Origin of the sequence: Sphingomonas radicis (assembly GCF_051400635.1) — a bacterium.
GTDB lineage: Bacteria > Pseudomonadota > Alphaproteobacteria > Sphingomonadales > Sphingomonadaceae > Sphingomonas.
The window spans coordinates 728,842-745,261 of the sequence record NZ_JBLFFG010000002.1; the positions used below are offsets into that span (position 1 = coordinate 728,842).

General features: G+C 67.9%; 20 protein-coding genes, 1 tRNA gene and 1 pseudogene. 7 read left to right on the forward strand and 15 right to left on the reverse strand.

Going from position 1 to position 16,420, the window contains the following annotated elements:
• Window positions 1-4: 4 nt before the first annotated feature.
• Entirely contained in the window at window positions 5-466 is a 462-nt protein-coding gene (locus ACMGDH_RS10370; RefSeq protein WP_436827858.1) for an Lrp/AsnC family transcriptional regulator, read from the reverse strand.
• A gap of 121 nt (window positions 467-587) precedes the next feature.
• Between ACMGDH_RS10370 and ACMGDH_RS10375 the strand changes: the two genes are divergently transcribed.
• Entirely contained in the window at window positions 588-1,637 is a 1,050-nt protein-coding gene (locus ACMGDH_RS10375) for a Glu/Leu/Phe/Val family dehydrogenase (RefSeq protein WP_436827859.1), read from the forward strand.
• 14 nt (window positions 1,638-1,651) lie between these two features.
• Here the strand turns inward: ACMGDH_RS10375 and ACMGDH_RS10380 are convergent.
• From ACMGDH_RS10380 to ACMGDH_RS10400, 5 genes and pseudogenes are all read right to left on the reverse strand, one after another.
• Window positions 1,652-1,728: transfer RNA gene (locus ACMGDH_RS10380), tRNA-Arg, on the reverse strand.
• 34 nt (window positions 1,729-1,762) lie between these two features.
• Window positions 1,763-2,221, reverse strand: coding sequence for a DUF1178 family protein (locus tag ACMGDH_RS10385; RefSeq protein WP_436827860.1), 459 nt, complete (start codon window positions 2,219-2,221; stop codon window positions 1,763-1,765).
• Window positions 2,218-3,054: a carbon-nitrogen hydrolase family protein gene (locus ACMGDH_RS10390; RefSeq protein WP_436827861.1), complete on the reverse strand. Its 837-nt coding sequence runs from the start codon at window positions 3,052-3,054 to the stop codon at window positions 2,218-2,220. Before ACMGDH_RS10390 ends, ACMGDH_RS10385 begins: the two co-directional genes overlap by 4 nt.
• Entirely contained in the window at window positions 3,051-3,308 is a 258-nt protein-coding gene (gene grxC / locus ACMGDH_RS10395; RefSeq protein WP_436827862.1) for a glutaredoxin 3, read from the reverse strand. Before grxC ends, ACMGDH_RS10390 begins: the two co-directional genes overlap by 4 nt.
• Window positions 3,309-3,343: 35 nt before the next feature.
• Window positions 3,344-4,086, reverse strand: a pseudogene (locus ACMGDH_RS10400) (double zinc ribbon domain-containing protein).
• Between the two features lie 41 nt (window positions 4,087-4,127).
• On the opposite strand from ACMGDH_RS10400, the gene ACMGDH_RS10405 reads away from it, so the two are divergent.
• Window positions 4,128-4,961 (forward strand): class I SAM-dependent methyltransferase, encoded by an 834-nt coding sequence (locus ACMGDH_RS10405; RefSeq protein ID WP_436827863.1) that lies wholly within the window; start codon window positions 4,128-4,130, stop codon window positions 4,959-4,961.
• Here ACMGDH_RS10405 and ACMGDH_RS10410 read toward each other — a convergent pair.
• Window positions 4,945-5,364 carry a (deoxy)nucleoside triphosphate pyrophosphohydrolase gene (locus ACMGDH_RS10410; RefSeq protein ID WP_436827864.1) on the reverse strand — a complete coding sequence of 140 codons (420 nt, stop codon included), beginning with the start codon at window positions 5,362-5,364 and terminating at the stop codon, window positions 4,945-4,947. The two genes, ACMGDH_RS10405 and ACMGDH_RS10410, sit on opposite strands and share 17 nt — an antisense overlap.
• 62 nt (window positions 5,365-5,426) lie before the next feature.
• Between ACMGDH_RS10410 and ACMGDH_RS10415 the strand changes: the two genes are divergently transcribed.
• Both ACMGDH_RS10415 and ACMGDH_RS10420 read left to right on the forward strand, forming a co-directional pair.
• Complete coding sequence (locus tag ACMGDH_RS10415; protein ID WP_436827865.1) at window positions 5,427-5,609, forward strand: Flp family type IVb pilin; 183 nt, start codon at window positions 5,427-5,429, stop codon at window positions 5,607-5,609.
• A 130-nt stretch (window positions 5,610-5,739) separates the two neighbouring features.
• A complete protein-coding gene (locus tag ACMGDH_RS10420; protein WP_436827866.1) occupies window positions 5,740-5,928 on the forward strand; it encodes a Flp family type IVb pilin in 189 nt (62 codons plus the stop codon).
• An 83-nt stretch (window positions 5,929-6,011) separates the two neighbouring features.
• On the opposite strand, the gene ACMGDH_RS10425 is transcribed toward ACMGDH_RS10420, so the two are convergent.
• Genes ACMGDH_RS10425 through ACMGDH_RS10440 form a run of 4 tightly spaced genes read right to left on the reverse strand, consistent with a single transcriptional unit; the run spans window position 6,012 to window position 9,799 of the window.
• Window positions 6,012-6,959 carry an acetyl-CoA carboxylase carboxyltransferase subunit alpha gene (locus ACMGDH_RS10425; RefSeq protein ID WP_436827867.1) on the reverse strand — a complete coding sequence of 316 codons (948 nt, stop codon included), beginning with the start codon at window positions 6,957-6,959 and terminating at the stop codon, window positions 6,012-6,014.
• Window positions 6,960-6,970: 11 nt separating this feature from the next.
• Entirely contained in the window at window positions 6,971-7,888 is a 918-nt protein-coding gene (locus ACMGDH_RS10430; protein WP_436827868.1) for a tyrosine recombinase, read from the reverse strand.
• The gene (locus ACMGDH_RS10435) at window positions 7,885-9,681 is read right to left on the reverse strand and encodes a hypothetical protein (RefSeq protein ID WP_436827869.1); all 1,797 of its coding nucleotides are present in this window, start codon (window positions 9,679-9,681) and stop codon (window positions 7,885-7,887) included. The genes ACMGDH_RS10430 and ACMGDH_RS10435 overlap by 4 nt, the downstream gene beginning before the upstream one ends.
• Window positions 9,662-9,799: a hypothetical protein gene (locus tag ACMGDH_RS10440; RefSeq protein ID WP_436827870.1), complete on the reverse strand. Its 138-nt coding sequence runs from the start codon at window positions 9,797-9,799 to the stop codon at window positions 9,662-9,664. Before ACMGDH_RS10440 ends, ACMGDH_RS10435 begins: the two co-directional genes overlap by 20 nt.
• A gap of 76 nt (window positions 9,800-9,875) precedes the next feature.
• On the opposite strand from ACMGDH_RS10440, the gene ACMGDH_RS10445 reads away from it, so the two are divergent.
• From ACMGDH_RS10445 to ACMGDH_RS10455, 3 genes are all read left to right on the forward strand, one after another.
• Entirely contained in the window at window positions 9,876-10,415 is a 540-nt protein-coding gene (locus ACMGDH_RS10445) for a shikimate kinase (RefSeq protein WP_436827871.1), read from the forward strand.
• Window positions 10,412-11,512 carry a 3-dehydroquinate synthase gene (gene aroB, locus ACMGDH_RS10450; protein ID WP_436827872.1) on the forward strand — a complete coding sequence of 367 codons (1,101 nt, stop codon included), beginning with the start codon at window positions 10,412-10,414 and terminating at the stop codon, window positions 11,510-11,512. Before ACMGDH_RS10445 ends, aroB begins: the two co-directional genes overlap by 4 nt.
• 114 nt (window positions 11,513-11,626) lie before the next feature.
• The gene (locus tag ACMGDH_RS10455) at window positions 11,627-13,504 is read left to right on the forward strand and encodes a M1 family metallopeptidase (RefSeq protein ID WP_436827873.1); all 1,878 of its coding nucleotides are present in this window, start codon (window positions 11,627-11,629) and stop codon (window positions 13,502-13,504) included.
• 3 nt (window positions 13,505-13,507) lie between these two features.
• Here the strand turns inward: ACMGDH_RS10455 and ACMGDH_RS10460 are convergent, their stop codons facing one another.
• From ACMGDH_RS10460 to ACMGDH_RS10475, 4 genes are read right to left on the reverse strand one after another with little or no spacing between them, the layout of a single operon-like run.
• Complete coding sequence (locus ACMGDH_RS10460) at window positions 13,508-13,870, reverse strand: hypothetical protein (protein WP_436828243.1); 363 nt, start codon at window positions 13,868-13,870, stop codon at window positions 13,508-13,510.
• Between the two features lie 5 nt (window positions 13,871-13,875).
• Window positions 13,876-14,205, reverse strand: coding sequence for a DUF423 domain-containing protein (locus ACMGDH_RS10465; protein WP_436827874.1), 330 nt, complete (start codon window positions 14,203-14,205; stop codon window positions 13,876-13,878).
• On the reverse strand, window positions 14,205-15,986 hold the full coding sequence (locus ACMGDH_RS10470; RefSeq protein ID WP_436827875.1) for a cation:proton antiporter domain-containing protein: 1,782 nt from the start codon (window positions 15,984-15,986) through the stop codon (window positions 14,205-14,207). The genes ACMGDH_RS10465 and ACMGDH_RS10470 overlap by 1 nt, the downstream gene beginning before the upstream one ends.
• Window positions 15,986-16,411 (reverse strand): iron-sulfur cluster assembly scaffold protein, encoded by a 426-nt coding sequence (locus ACMGDH_RS10475; protein ID WP_436827876.1) that lies wholly within the window; start codon window positions 16,409-16,411, stop codon window positions 15,986-15,988. The genes ACMGDH_RS10470 and ACMGDH_RS10475 overlap by 1 nt, the downstream gene beginning before the upstream one ends.
• Window positions 16,412-16,420: the final 9 nt, after the last annotated feature.

The window sequence follows — 16,420 nt, forward strand, 5'->3', positions numbered from 1 at the left end:
CGCGTCAGATCGGCAGCTCGGTCGTCGATTTGATCTCGGACAGGGCGACCGTGGAGTTGATCTCCTGCACCCCCGGCAGCTTGCTCAGCTGCTCGAAGAAGAAGCGTTCATAGGCGTCTATGTCCTTCGCCACGATGCGGAGCATGAAGTCCATCGTTCCCATCAGCACATAGGCGTCGAGCACCTCGGGAAACTCGCGGATCGCCGCGCTGAACTCGTCGAGGTTGGCGCGGCCGTGCGCATTGAGCTTCACCTGCGCGAAGATCTGCGCGTTGAGCCCCACCTTGCGGCGGTCGACGATCGCAGCCCTGCGCTTGATGAAGCCTTCGCGCTCGAGCCGATCGATCCTGCGCCAGCACGGCGACGGCGACAGCCCGACGCGCTCGGCGATCTCGGCGGTGGTGAGACTCGCGTCGACTTGCAGCAGCTGCAAAATCTTTCGCTCGAACGGGTCAAGATCGGTCATATTATCCTACGATACCGCTATTCTGGGATAAAACTACCGAAAACACGCCTCTCCTCTAGCGATTGAGGCCAGAAATCCCCGCGGCACCGGCGTAGATTCCTCGGGCATCTAGGAGGATTTCATGGTTCAGACTGCCTATCGCACGCCGCCGGAGCACTTCGTCCGGCTGAACGATCCAGCGTCGGGGCTGTCGGGGCTGATTGCGATCCACTCCACCGCGCTCGGGCCGGGCGCCGGCGGCTGCCGGTTGTGGCGCTATGCCAGCCATGAGGAAGCGCAGGAGGACGCGTTCCGGCTCGCCGAGGGAATGAGCTACAAGAACGCACTCGCCGACCTGCCCTTCGGCGGCGCCAAGGCAGTGCTGCGCGAGCCCGAGGGCAGCTACGACCGGGGTGCGCTGTTCCGCGCCTTCGGCCGCACCGTGGCGGCGCTGGGCGGACGCTATGTCACCGCAGAGGATGTCGGCACGCGTGTGGACGACATGGAAGTCGTCGCGGGCGAAACGCGGCACGTCGCAGGCCTCGCCGCTCGGCCGGGTCGCGCCGGGGGGGATCCTTCGCCCTGGACCGCGCTGGGTGTGTTCGAATCTATGAAGGTCGCCGCGCGCCACACGTTGGGAGCAGAGCTTTCCGAGCTCACCGTCGCAATTCAGGGGACGGGTAACGTCGGCGCGCGGCTGTGCAGCCTGCTCGCCGAAGCGGGCGCGCGGCTCGTCATCGCCGACGTCGATCCGGCGCGGCGCGACCGGCTGGCGGCGATCCACGGCGCGAAGGTGGTGGACGCCGGCGAGATCGTCGCGGCCGAGGCTGATGTCTTCGCCCCCTGCGCTTTAGGCGGAGTGCTCACCGAGACGACCGTATCGAGGCTCAAGGCGAAGCTGGTGTGCGGGGGCGCCAACAATCAGCTTGCCACACCCGAAGTCGCCCATTTGCTGCGCGATCGCGGCATCGGCTATGCGCCCGATTATGTCGTCAACGCCGGCGGCATCATCAACGTCTCCGCCGAATATCTCGGCGAAACCAGCGATCAGGTCGAGGCGCGCGTCAAGGCGATCGGCCCGCGCGTGGCGGCGATCCTCGACCAGGCAGCGAAGCGGCGCGTCTCGCCCGCGCTCGTCGCCGACGAGATGGCGCGCCAGAAGATCATGGAGACGCGGCGCAAGGTGGCCTGAGCACTATCGGAAAATGGTGGCCCGGAGAGGATTCGAACCTCCGACCTCTCGATTAGGAATCGCTTGCTCTATCCTGCTGAGCTACCGGGCCACGCCGCCGCTGGTACCGGCGCGAGCGCGCGGAATCAATTGCGACTCTCGGGCGGGACGACAGGGACGAGCAGCGGCGCGACCTGCACGCCTTCCTCGATCAGCTCCTGCGCCTGCTCGGGAGTCGCCTGCCCGTGGATCTGTGCCGTTTCCTCCTCGCCCAGATGCATGGCACGCGCCTTGTCCACAAAGGCGGTGCCAACCCATTGCGACTTTTCGAGCATCCTGGCCTGCATTGCCGCAATCGCGGCCATCGCTGCCTTCACCGCCTCGGGTGACGGCGCTTCCGCCGGGGCGCCGGGAGCTGGCACGGGGCTGCGCTGGTTGCCCTTGGCGGCAACGTTGGGCGCCATCACGGCCTTGGTGACATCGGGGCTGCCGCAAAGCGGGCATTCGACGAGGCCGCCCGTGCGCTGCGCCTCATAGGCCGCGCTCGAGCCGAACCAGGCTTCGAACACATGGCCCGCACCGCATTTGAGGTCGAATACGATCACAGCGCCTCCACTTCCGGGATCGCCCGGCGATGGCGCAATACGGGCACGCGCTCGCGCGCCGCCGTCATCCGCGCGGGATCGATTTCCGCGAAGCCGATGCCCGGCGCCTCGCCCATGTCGAGCAGTACGTCGCCCCAGGGATCGACGACCAGCGAATGGCCGTAAGTGGCGCGTCCGTCCTCGTGCACGCCCGTCTGCGCCGCTGCGACCACGAAGGCTGCCGCCTCGATCGCGCGGGCGCGCAGCAGCACGTGCCAGTGCGCAGCGCCGGTGGGACGCGTGAAGGCAGCAGGCACGGTGAGCAGCGTCGCGCCCGCGTCGCTCAAGGTGCGGAACAGGTCGGGAAAGCGAAGGTCGTAGCAGATCGCCAGGCCGAGCACGCCTAGCGGCGTCTCGACGGTCACCGCGCGTTCGCCCGCGGCATAAGCCGAAGATTCGCGCCAGCTCTCGCCGCTCGGCAGGTCGACATCGAACAGGTGCATCTTGTCATAGCGCCCGCGGATCGCACCGCTGCCGTCAATCACGAACCCGCGGTTGGCGAGCTTGCCCCCCTCCGTTTCACTGGCGCCGCGCAGCACTGCGAGGCTGCCGATATGCACCCAGATGCCGTGCTTCGCTGCCGCCTCGCGGACGCTCGCCAGCACGCGATCGTCCTCCTCGCGTGCGAGCGATCCCGCCGCCCGGTCACGATCGCGATCGAGCAGGCCAGACATTTCGGGCGTGAACAGCATCGCCGCGCCGCCCGCCGCGGCTTGCGCGACTCCATCGACCAGCACGCGCGCGTTGGCGGCGGGATCGATCCCGCTCGTCATCTGAAGGAGTGCCGCTCTCATGTTGCCAGCAGGGGATCCAGTCCGCCCTGCCGGTCGAGTGCGGCGAGATCGTCCGATCCGCCGATGTGCCGGTCGTCGATGAATATCTGCGGCACCGTGGTGCGGCCGTTGGCGCGCTGGATCATCTCCTGCCGCTTGGGCCCGCCCAGTGTGATGTCATACTCGACATATTCGGCGCCCTTGCCGTCGAGCAGATGCTTCGCGCGGTAGCAATAGGGGCAGAACGCCTTCGTGTAGATTTCGACTTTGGCCATGATGCTTCCCGAACTGTGGCGCGGCCGGCCCGTTGTCAATCCAGCCGTGGATCAAGGGCTTCGTCATCGAGAACGCGTGCCCAGCACAGAAGGATCACCCGCGCCGCGCCGCCACGCTTGAGCACGCGGGCACAGGCCGTGGCGGTGGCGCCGCTGGTGTGTACGTCGTCGATCAGCACCAGCGTCTTGCCTTCGATCCTTTCCCGGGCGCCCGGCGCGAGCGCGAAGGCGCCGGCCACGGCCTTCGCCCTTCCGTTGCGCCCAAGCCCCGGAGCACCGGCGTCGCCCGCGTCCGCCGCAGCAGCTCCGCTTCGCAAGGAACGCCCGTCGCTCGAGCAAGCGCGCGGGCGATCAGCGCCGCCTGGTTGAACCCACGCGACCAGATCCGCCAGCGGTGGAGCGGCACGGGCACGAGTAGCCCGGCATCGTCCGGCATCAGCCGCTGCATCGCGCGCGCCATCGTCTCGGCGCAGGCGAGCCGGCCAGAATATTTGAGCTTGAGCGCTACGCTGCGCGCGACCTCGGAATAGGCCACCGCCGCGCGCACGCCGTCGTGGGCCGGCGGGTCCGCCATGCATTCGGCGCAGGTCGCGTCGGGACCGCGATCGAACTCGAACGGCAGATGGCACCGGGCACACCAAGGCTGGCCCAGGAAGCGCAGCCCACTCCAGCAGCGCGTGCAGAAACGATGGTCGGCAGCAGTGATCTCGCCGCAGCCCGGGCAGCGCGGCGGGAGTGCCAGGTCGATCAGCCCGGCCAGAGGAGCGAGCGCGTGCACGCCGTCTTGTCCTATGCGATCCGCCGCTGCACAAGCCGCGCGTGAGCGACTCCGAGATATTCGATCGTCGCGTCCGGCGCCTGCGCCGTGATCGCGCCGCCGTAGGCTATGCGGACTTCGCCTTTCTGCGCGATCACATGCTCGACGGGATCGCGGAGCGCCTCCACGGCGTAAAGCGCGATTTTGCCGACGTGCTCGATCTCGGCAGTTTCACAGGAAGCTTCCAGCTTGCGGGCGCGCGGGTTGCCCGGATTGATCCGGGCTTCGCGTTCGCGCGGCGGGCCGGTGGCGTCCAGGCTGACGAGGACCGCTTGCCCTTCGCGGATTCGAGCTTCGACCTCGTCGTTTCGGCGGGCGTGCTCGATCAGGTCAACGACGTTCCCGGCGCGCTTGCGCTGGCGCGACGCGTGCTGCGTCCCGACGGGCTTTTTCTCGGTGCTTTCCTCGGCGCCGGGACGCTCTCGACGCTGCGCGCCTGCTTGAGAGCGGCGGAGGCCGAACGGCCTGTGGCGCGTTTCCACCCCCAAATCGACGTCCGCTCGGCGGGAGACCTGCTCGGTCGCGCAGGATTCGCGCTTCCGGTCGCCGATGTCGAGACGCTCACCGTCCGGTACGCGAGCCTCGCCAATCTGTTCCGGGACCTGCGCGGCATGGCAGCGACCAACCTGCTGCCGGGCGCCACGCCGCTCCCCCGCGAGACGCTCGCCCGCGCCGCCGAAGCCTTCGCCGCGCGCGCCGATGCGGACGGGCGAACCGCCGAACGGTTCGAGATCGTCTATCTTACCGGCTGGGCGCCCGATCCCTCGCAGCCCCAGCCCGCTCGCCGCGGAAGCGCGACCGCATCGCTGGCCGAGGCGCTCAAGCGCCCGGATTAGCGAGCAGCGCCTCGATCAGCGGAATGAGCGGCTCGTCGGCCGGCGGCATCGCGAGTTCGCGGAGTTCCGCCGTGCTCGCCCATTTGAGCGCGCTCGCGTGGCGCGGCTCGGGATCGCCACGCCAACTATGCAGCGTGTAGAGCAATAACAGCAGGTGCCGATCCCCCAGCGTCTCGCTGGCGAAGGTCGCAGGCGCCAGCGCGTCTGCATCCAGCACGATCCCCAGCTCCTCCTCCAGCTCACGCACCAGCGCAGCCTCGGGGAGCTCGCCGGGCTCCACCTTGCCGCCCGGGAACTCCCACAGTCCCGCCATCGGCTTTCCCGGCGGGCGCTGCTGGACGAGGATTCGTCGATCGCTGTCCAGCATCGCCGCAGCGACCACCAGCAGGAGCCTGTCTCGCATAAGCTCTTGGTAACCCGTTCCTGTTAGGCTTCGGGCCCGTCCTTGGAGGAGAAGCGGTGTCGATGCGAGCCCTGGTTCAGCTTTTTGCGCGACTGATCGGCGATCGCCGCGCTGCCACCGCCGTCGAATATGCGCTGATCATTACGATGATCGTGCTCGCGATGTTCGCCGCCCTGATGGCTTTCAGCGACGTGGCCACCGGCATGTGGAACGACATCGCCGAACAGGTGCTCGCCGCCTCCTGATAATGCAAACTTCTCGTTAATATTTGAATTTAGGCATTTCTTTACCCCACCGCGATAGCCTTCAAAGTGCCGAACCGGGTCCCCCGGCCGGCCGGGTAATGAAGCAACTTTCGAAACGTGGAGACCGGTTATGCAGAAAATCCGCAATTTCCTGAAGAATTCCAAGGGCGCCACCGCGATCGAGTACGGCCTGATCGCCGCGCTCATCGCCGTCGCAGCCATCGTCGCCATGGGCAACCTGGGCAACCAGCTTGGCAACACCTTCAACGAGGTTTCGTCGAGCATGAAGGGTGCCGAAGCGCCGGCGGCGGGGTCGTAAGGCCACCTAAACGCGAGGGGCGGCGGAACCTGGTTCCGCCGCCCCTTTCTTTTGCGAGTTGTCGAAGCCGCTAGACGAGCTTTTTAGACTCGTCCCATCGCCAGGAACTTGGCCCGCCGCGCCTGTCGCAGCGCATCCGCCGAGAGTCCGTCGAGCGCATCGAGCGAATCCGCCACGGCGTCGCCGAGCGCCTGCACTGCCGCATCCGGATCGCGATGCGCGCCGCCCAGCGGCTCGGCCACGATCCTGTCGATGATCCTCAGCTCCTTGAGATGCTGTGCAGTCACCTTCATCGCCTCGGCTGCGTCCGCGGCCTTCTCGGCAGTGCGCCACAGGATCGAGGCGCAGCCTTCGGGCGAGATCACCGAATAGACCGCATGCTCCATCATCAGCACGCTGTTGCCCGCCGCAAGCGCGATCGCGCCGCCTGAGCCACCTTCGCCAAGAATCGCGGAGACCAAGGGCACACCCAGATTCAGGCACTGCTCGGTCGAACGCGCGATCGCCTCCGCCTGGCCGCGCTCTTCCGCCTGAACGCCGGGAAACGCCCCCGAAGTATCCACGAGCGTGATCACCGGCAGTGCAAACTTATCGGCGAGCTTCATCAGCCGGATCGCTTTGCGATAGCCTTCCGGCTTGCCCATGCCGAAATTGTGCTTGAGGCGGCTCGCGGTGTCGTCGCCCTTTTCGTGGCCGATCACCATCACCCGGCGCCCGCGGAAGCGGCCCAGCCCGCCGATGATCGCGGCGTCGTCGGCAAAGGCACGATCGCCCGCCAGCGGCATGAAATCCTCGATCAGCCCGGCGACATAATGTTTGAAGTGCGGCCGCTCGGGGTGACGCGCGACCTGCGTCTTCTGCCAGGGCGTGAGCTTGGCATAGGTGTCGTGGAGCAGCCGCTCGGCCTTGGCCTGAAGCGGAGCGATCTCCGCATCGATATCCACCGCGCCCCCTTCGGCGGTGCGGCGCAGCTCGTCGATCCGGCTTTGCAGCTCGGCGATCGGTTTCTCGAAGTCGAGGAAAGTTGCCATCGGCGCGGGGGTTAGGACGGGCGCGACTTCACGTCAACGAGCGCCTCGCCCAGCGGGTGGCGGGCGTTGACCAGCTCTACCAGCCGGCGGCTGTCGACATGGGTGTAGATTTCCGTCGTGGCAATGTCCGCGTGCCCGAGCATCGCCTGGAGTGCGCGCAGGTCGGCGCCACCTTCGAGCAGGTGCGTCGCGAAGGCGTGGCGCAGCACGTGCGGGCTGATCCGGTCGGGCGGGATTCCGGCCTCTGCCGCCAGCGCACGAACGAGCTGATAGAGTCGCACGCGCGAGAGGTGGCCCTTGCCCGAGGGAAACAGCCACGGCCGCTCGGCCGCCACATGCTCACGCCAGGCAGCCACCGCGGCGCGTGCGCGATCCGAGATCGGAACGAGACGCTCGCGTTCCCCCTTGCCCTTCAGCATAAGGTACGGGCGATCGGGCGCTATCGCGTTGCGCGGGATCGACACGAGCTCGGTCGCGCGCAGCCCCGATCCGTAGAGCAGCTCGATCAGCGCAGCGAGACGGAGGTCGAGTGGATCGGGCGGCACACGCGCAATCCGGTCTGCTATCGCCTCGAACAGGCGATCCACATCAGCGGTGCTGAGTACCTTGGGCAGCGTTCGCGCGGTGCCCGGCCGTGGCAGCGCCCCGCCGGGATCGTCGCTGCGCAGCCCCTCGTCGGCGAGAAAGGCGAAGAAGCGCCGCAGCGCCGCCGACTTGCGGGCCACCGTCGCCCGCGACAGTGCCTGCCATTCCGCTCCCAGCCGTTGCAGATCAGCCGAGTCCGCTTCCCCCAGCCGTCCTTCCAGAACTTCGGAGGCGAGCCGGAGATCGGTGCCATAGGCGGCGATCGTGTTCGCGGCGGCGCCCGCCTCCGCTCGCATCATCTCGAGGAAGCGCTCGATCAGCGCAGGATCGGCGAAGCCGCTCAAGCCCGCGTGATCGCCTCGACGGCGATCATCCGGGCATAGTGTCCCATCCCAGCGGCGCGCATCGCCGCAACGATATGGAATAGCGCCTCGGGCGACACACGCGCCCAGCTGGATGCCTGCATCCCCACCGCGGCGAGTAGCGCCACGGTCGCGGCATCGCCACGCTGTCCCGCCGCATCGATCGCGCGGGTCCAGCCGTTCACGCCGCCGATCTGCACATCCACCGCCACCGCGCCGCGCTGCGCTTCCCCCGCGTTCAACCGTCCTAGGCCGGCGAGCCCCGCGAGCAGCAGCTGCGCCTTGCGGCCACCCTGCGCATTGGCGAAGCTTTCGAAATCGCCATAATCCACGCGCGCCGTATCCGAAGGATCCGCGAGCGCGAGCAGCGCCCAGCCCTGGCTTCCGTCTTCCTCCGCGGCACGCCACTGCATCGCAGCCCGGTCGTAGCCGGCGGAGAGCATCGAAGCGATGAGCTGCCCGGAGTCCTCCACGTCCGTTCCGGCCGGAACCCACGCCGCCGCACGCGCCGTCAGGATCATCCGCGCGTAGCGGGTGCGTGCGGTGTCTGCCGCATCCCACAACGCGCGCATCGCGCTCACGCGATCCTGCACGTCGCTGCTCGCATAGGCCCTGCGCAGATCACGCGCGACCGTGGCAGCCGCTCCGCTGGCGTCGGATTGCTGATCAATTTCGCTGTAAAGATCGACGAGCCCCGCGCTCGAGAAGACCCCAGCCGCCGCCGCCAGCTCCGCTGCAGGCGCGCGCGCTGCCGCATCGATGTTGGGGGCGAGCGCTTGCCAATAGCGCACCTGCGCACCGGCGGTGCGGTAGAGATCGGTCGGCACCTCGACTCCAGTCGCGGTGGCCATCCCCCAGCGCCACGCCGTGAGCCGGTCGACGCCGTTCCATTCGATCGTCACGGCGCGCCGGCCCTGCGCACCGGTGCCCAGCACCTTCTCGGCAAGCAGGCTGTCGATATCGCCCGGGCTCGTGCCCCAGCGCGCCTGGGTGAGGAGTTGCCCCGCTTCGTTGGGCCGGCCCGCGAGCCCGGCGCACATCGCCTTTGCGAGTGCCCAACCCCGCTGGCGGATCGCCTCCGCCCCGCGATCGACCAGCGGACAGAGACCGGCCGGATCGGCGGTCGCGAGCGAGGCCTGCATCGCTACCTGGAACATGGTGGTGGTGTAATTGTCGAGATCGACGTCGTTCACCACCGCGCGCGCCGCCATCGCCTCGCCCATGCGCAGCAGCACCCACGCGCGCTCCGCGGCAAAATCGGCTCCGTTGACGTTCGCGGGTGTATCGAGCGGCGACATCAGCGCCCGGCGAAGCGCGATCGAGACCCAGCGCGACGCGACCGGTGCATCCAGCCGGCGCATCAGCGTGGCGAGGAAACGGCCGTCGGTATTCCCCAATGAGTCCGCGGGAAACGCGACATTGCCCGCAGCCATCACGCCGGTGCGCGCAAGCGAATGCCGCGCGAATTCGGGCAGCTCATACTTGCTCAGGTCGACGATCTCCTCGGCTGCGGTCGCATTGCCGTCGGGCAGCACGGAGAGATTGCCCAGGTCGAGTTCGTCCGAGGGAAGCGGAATGGGCTGCACCGTCGGAGCAGCACTCTCGGCCGGCCGGCTCGGCGCGGGGGCCGGACCCGGGGTCGGCGCCGGGTCGTCGAAGCCGGGAGGAAGCAGCGATTCGGGCGTGTCCTGCCCGATTGCGGGTACTGCGGCGCCGGCAAGCAGCAGCGCTACCGCCAGCCCGATCCGCGAACGCTTAATTCGTGAGGTTATCAAGAGGGACCACCTTCTCCATGCGAACGGGTTCCTTCTCGGCGCTCCGCGTCGAGAGGAACACCAGTCCCCCGATCACCAGCACGAGGACGACAAGCAGCGCAAGGAGCGAACGCGACATGGGTACTATCCCAAAGAAATGATTTGCGGCGGGCCTTTTGCCCGACACCCGGCGTCGCTGTATAGCCCCCCGCAGGATGTTACAAACGCAAGCGAGCACAGGAGCCTGGGCGGGCAAACCGATCGTGCTGGTCGGGCTGATGGGAGCCGGCAAGACGACGGTCGGCCGGCGGCTGGCGCAGCGCATGCGGCTGCCCTTCGTCGATGCCGACCATGAGATCGAGCGAGCCGCGGGGATGACGATCGCCGACATCTTCGATCGATTCGGCGAGCCCTATTTCCGCGACGGCGAGCGGCGGGTGATCGCCCGGCTGATCGATGGGCGCCCCAAGGTGATCGCTACCGGCGGCGGTGCCTTCGTCAATGCCGAGACGCGTGCGCTGATCCTCGACCAGGCGCTCGCGATCTGGCTCGACGCCGAGCCCGCGGTGCTTGCCGACCGCGTCCGCCGCCGCGACACCCGGCCGCTGCTGCGCGGTCGTGACCCCGAGGAAGTGCTCACCGAGCTCGCCGGCATCCGCAATCCATTCTACGCACTTGCGCCGATCCGGGTGCAGAGCATAGCGGCACCCCATGACGCCACCGTCGACGAAATCCTGAAGGCGATCCGCTCTTGACCACCGTTCCCGTCGCGCTCGGCGAGCGCAGCTACGACGTCCGCATCGAATCCGGCCTGCTCGCCCGCGCCGGCGAAGCGCTCGCGCCGCTGGGCCGAGGACGGCCGATGCCGATCGTCACCGACAGCCACCTTCACGGCCCTCTGGCAACACTTCAGGCAAGCCTCGCCGAGGCAGGCATCGCCAGCGAGGCGATCGTGCTCCCTCCCGGCGAAGGCACCAAGAGCTGGCGCCAGCTCGAGGCGCTGACCAACCGGCTGCTCGAACTCGGCATCGAGCGCAGCGATTACGTGATCGCGCTCGGCGGGGGCGTGATCGGCGATCTCGTAGGCTTCGCCACCTCCATCCTCAAGCGCGGCTGCAACTTCGTCCAGGTGCCCACCACCCTGTTGGCGCAAGTCGATTCGTCGGTAGGCGGCAAGACTGCGATTAACACACGCGCAGGCAAGAACCTGATCGGCGCCTTCCACCAGCCCGCGCTGGTGCTGATCGACCCGCAGGTGCTCGACACCCTGCCGCTGCGTGAGCTTCGCGCGGGGTATGCCGAGGTGGTCAAATACGGGCTGATCGATGATTTCGCTTTCTTCGAATGGTGCGAGGCCAATGCCGCCGCGCTGCTCGACGGCGATCCCGCAGCCCGCGAACATGCCATCGCCCATTCGGTAGCAGCCAAGGCGCGGATCGTGGCGGAGGACGAGCGCGAGACCACGGGCAAGCGCGCGTTGCTCAATCTGGGCCACACCTTCGGCCATGCGCTCGAGGCCGAGACCGGCTTCTCCGACAAGCTGCTCCACGGTGAAGGGGTCGCCGCGGGCATGGCGCTTGCCTTTGGCTTCTCGGCCGAAAAAGGCCTCTGCCCCGGCCAGGATGCCGAACGTGTCGCCGCGCACCTGCGTGCCGTCGGTCTCCCCGACGGTCTCGCCGCCGCGGGCGTCACTGCCTCGGGCGCGCGGCTGGTCGAACACATGCTCCACGACAAGAAGATGGCGGCCGGCACCCTCCCCTTCCTCCTCGCGCGCGGGATCGGGCAGACCTATGTCGACAAGAGCGTCGATCTGAAGGAAGTCGAAGCCTTTCTAGATCGCCAGCCGCGCTGACGTCCGAAACGCGCCTTTCCGGCGGGCAGGAAGAGGGCGTATTCCCCTGCCCCGCCCCGCACCCCGCTACGCCATCCAGTTGCCGTTCAGCCGCGAACCGCATAGCAAGCCGCCATGCGCATCCTCCTTCCCGCCATCGCCGCCCTGATGACCACCACCGCCATCTCGGCCTTCGCCCAGCAGGCGCAGCCCGCGCCGATCCTCACCGCTCCCGAAGCGAAGGACGTCTGGACGCACGCCGAGCCGCAGGTGGCACGCGTCACGCATGTCGACATCAACCTCGATGTCGATTTCGCCACGAAGACGCTGTCCGGAACTGCCATGCTCGATGTGCTGGCGGCCAAGGGTGCGAAGCAGATCGTGCTCGACGTCGACGATCTGGAGATCCAGGCAGTTACCTGCCGCAAGGGCAAGCCGCTTCGCTACACGGTCGGCCCGCGCGACAAGGAACTCGGTTCGGCGCTGACGATCGAGCTCGACGGCAACGACAAGATCCTCATCCGCTATCGGACCAAGCCCGGTGCCAGCGCGCTCCAGTGGCTCGCGCCCGAGCTCACTGCGGGCAAGAAGAAGCCCTATCTGTTCAGCCAAGGCCAGCCGATCAACAATCGCAGCTGGATTCCCACCCAGGACAGCCCCGGCATCCGCCAGACCTGGTCCGCCACCCTCACCGTTCCCGATGGCTTCGTCGCAGTGATGAGCGGCGAGCGACTAGACGGGGAGAAAGGCCAGCCCGCCGCTGGCGGCAAGCGCAGCTTCCGCTTCCGCATGGACAAGCCGGTGCCGCCCTATCTGATCGCGATGGCGGTGGGCGACCTCGCCTTCAAGGCCACCGGACCGCGCACCGGCGTCTGGACCGAGCCCGCGATGCTCGAGGCGGCCGCCAGCGAAGTCGCCGATATCGAGAAGATGATCGACGCCGCCCAGGCGCTCTACGGCCCCTATCGCTGGGGCCGCTACGACATGCTCGTCCTGCCACCGAGCTTCCCCTACGGAGGCATGGAAAACCCCACCCTCACCTTCCTCACCCCGACGATCATCACTGGAGACCGCTCGAACACCGACGTCGTCGCGCACGAACTTGCGCACAGCTGGTCGGGCAACCTCGTCACTAACGCGACTTGGTCGGATTCCTGGCTCAACGAGGGCTTCACAACCTATTTCGAGAACCGGATCATGGAGGCGCTCTACGGCCAGGAGCGCGCTGCCATGTACGCCGATCTCGACTGGGACGGCCTGCAGGAGGATATCGCCAACGCCGGCGGGCCACAGGCGCCCACCACGCGGCTGCACGGCGATCCCGGCACCACCTTCGGCCAGCTCGACTATTTCAAGGGATCGACTTTCCTCCGCACGATCGAGGCGGCGGTCGGCCGCGAGCGGTGGGATGCGTATCTGCGCTCCTATTTCGATCGCCACGCCTTTCAGCCGCAAACGAGCGCGGGCTTCCTCGCCGATCTGCGCAAGAACCTGATCAAGGGCGATGCGGCGCTCGAAGCGAAGCTCCAGCTCGATCGCTGGGTGTACCAGCCCGGCCTCCCGGAGAACGCAGTTCATGTCCAGTCGGCCACACTGGCCGAGATTGACGCCAAGATCGCGGCCGTGAAGGCAGGCGGGCCGATCTCGGCGGTGCAGCCGCAGGGCTGGGCGACGCAGCAATGGCTCCGCTTCCTCAATGGCCTGCCGCGCCAGCAGACGCCTGCGCGACTGAAAGAACTCGACGAGACCCTGGGGCTATCAACCTCGACCAACGCCTATGTCCGCTCGGCCTGGGCCGAACTGGCGATTGCCAATCGCTACGAGCCCGCCCTCCCGTCGATCCGCGCCTTCGCCAAGAGCGTCGGCCGCGGGCTGCTTATCCGCCCGATCTACGAGGCACTGATCAAGCAGGGCGACTGGGGCAAGCCGATCGCGCAGAGCATCTTTGCCGAGGCGCGCGGCACCTATCACCCGACCGTGGCGGCGCAGGTGGAGAAGATGCTCGCGGAGTGAAGTTCAGGCCGCCTGCCTCGCGCGCCGGAGCAGCGGCCGAATGATGGTGATCAATGCCAGAACCATAAGTATCGCAGCAGTGTCGACCACCCAGTCGAGCCAATCCGAGTCGCGGTGCAGAGCCGGGATCGCCTGCACCGCTTCGATGAACGCTCCGAACAAGGACAGGCCGATCACCAGCCGCCATTTCGGCACGCGCGGATGGCCCAAGGCAGCAAACAGCGTCAGTACCGCGAATGCCGTCGCATGCTGCGCCTTGTCGCTGAGGTCCCCCGGAACACGCGGAGGGTGCGGCAGCGAAGCCATGACCAACGCGAAGGCTCCCGCCAGCCAGAATGCCAGGGCAAAATGCCGGTCCCGGATCATGGCGTTCACCCGCGCAGCGCGTGCCAAGCCAACCATAGCCATCCCGCGATCAGCGCCGCCCCGCCGATCGGCGTGACCGCCCCCAGCCAACGCGGCGCGCCGAGCGCCATCGCATAGAGCGTCCCCGCAAAGATCGCCGCGCCGACCACGAACAGCCACGCGGGCGCCACCGCGCCCATCCGCGCCGCGACCAGCGCTGCCACCGCATGGATGAGCTGATACTGACCGCCGGTGCGCAGCCACTCCGCCGCGTCCCCGCTCGCTCCGTGCGCACCGAACGCTCCCGCGCCCACCGCCAACGCACCCGAAAGCGCGGCGAGCACCGCCACCAGCATCAGCCGCGCTCCAAGTCGGATTGGGCCGCCGTGGTCGGGTTGGCGTGGGTGAACATGCCATCTCGGCCCGCCCGCAAGTCGCCCGTCTCGCGCTGGACCTTAAGCCGCTCATAGTCGCGCCGGCGATATTCGGCTTCGGTCCTGTCAATCTCGGAGACCTCGACTCCCACCGCCTGCATCGCCCGCCGCGCCATCACCACCGCGCTCTCCATCAGCTCGCGCACCGCGCCCGCGATCGGCGCGCCTTTCATCCGCATGATCGAGCGACGGTCATAGGCGCGCACGAAGATCGATGCCTTGGGAAAGGCGTGGTGGATCGCTTCGAGCTGCTCGGTGTCCATCCCGTCGCCATCCTGGCAGAACAGGATCAGCTCGGCATCCGCCGCTCCGGCCTGGCGCAGCAGGTCGAGCCGCGTCCCGTCGCCGTAATAGACTTTCATCCCGAAATCGCCCGCGGTCTGGATCATCTCCACGTCGGTATCGACCAGCGTCACCGAAATTCCCTGGCCGATCAGCATCTGCGCCACAGTCTGGCCGAAGCGGCCATAGCCGACGACGATTGCATTCGCGCCGTCCTGCTGCGGCCCTTCCAATCCCTCGGCGCTCGGCTCGGGCTCCGCGCGAAGCCGCTGGCTGAACATCATCAGGAAGGGCGTGGTCGCCATGGACAGCGTCACGATCGCGCCGAACAGGCTCGCCGCTTCGGGAAGGATCAGCAGCGCGTCCTGCGCCTGGGCAAAGAGCACGAAGCCGAACTCGCCGCCCTGGCTCAGCAGCAGCCCCACTGCGAGCGCCTGCCGCCAGGGCATTCGAAACAGCCGCGCCAGCAGCGTGATGATGGCGGCCTTGGTCGCGATCAGCGCCAGCGCCATTCCGACGACGAACCACGGCCGCTCCGCGATCGCGTGCAGGTCGAGCGCCATGCCCACGGCGAGGAAAAAAAGCCCGAGCAGGATCGATCGGAACGGCTCCACATCGGCTTCCAGCTCGTGGCGATACGGGCTGTCGGCCAGCATCACACCGGCGATGAAGGCGCCGAGCGCTGTCGAGAGCCCTAGCGTCTCCATCACCGCGGCGCTCGCGATCACTGCGAACAGGCCGGCGAAGACGAACATCTCGCGCTCGCCCAGGTTACCGATCAGGCGGAACAGCGGGCGGAGCAGGAAGCGGCCGGCGAGCACCAGCCCGGCGACCGCCAGCACCGTGTAAAGCCCCAGCAGCCAGCCCGGCGGCCCACCCTGATCGGCCGGATTGCGCGAGAGCGCCGCGATGATCGTGATCAGCGGCACGATCGACAGATCCTGGAACAGCAGGGTCGAGAAGGTGCGCTCGCCGATCGGAGTGCGCATCCGCCCGGCCGACTGGAGCATCGGCAGCACCTGCGCGGTCGACGAGAGCGCGAGCGGAAGCCCCAACGCGAGCGCCGCCGCGACGGTCGCGTTGGTGGTCGCCGCGACGACCAGCGCGATCGCGAGGCCGCACAGCGTCACCTGTAGCGTGCCGAAACCGAAGATGTCGTGCCGCATCCGCCAGAGCCGGCTGGGGCTGAGCTCCAATCCCACCAGGAACAGCAGCAGCGAGATGCCGAGTTCGGCGATCCCCATCTTGCCCTCGGCGTCGCCGACGAGGCCGAGCATCTGGGGACCGACGAGCGCGCCCGCCACGAGATAGCCCAGCGTGGCGCCCAGCCCCAGGCGGCGGAAGATGAGGACGAAGATGAGTGCGAAGCCGAGCAACGGCACGCTGTCGCGGAGCAGCGAGATGCCCTCGTGCCCCTCCATCAGCCGCGCGCCTTCGCCGCAGCCTCGGCAGCCGCTTCGAACGCGAGTCGGATCGATGCGTGGCGGCCCCGGTGCGCAAGCGCGGGAACGAACAGCTGGAATCCTGGCCAGTCTGGCGGCGGCGCACGTTCACCCGCGAGCCATGCGGTCAGCTGATCGCGTGCAACGGCGAGCTCCTCCGCCGAGCGCCCGATCGCGTGCATTCCCATCAGCGCCGCCGAAGCCTGGCCGAGCGCGCAGGCGCGCACCAGCATCCCCAGCGCGGAGACGCGGCCCTCGCCATCGACCTCGACATCCACTGTCACGCGGCTGCCGCACACCGGGGAGCGCTTCTCGACGCTCGCCATCGGTGCGGCCAGCCGCTCGTGGAAGGGGATCGACGCGGCAAGCCGCAGGATTTCGGTGTTGTAGAGCGGCGCATTCATTACGGCTTC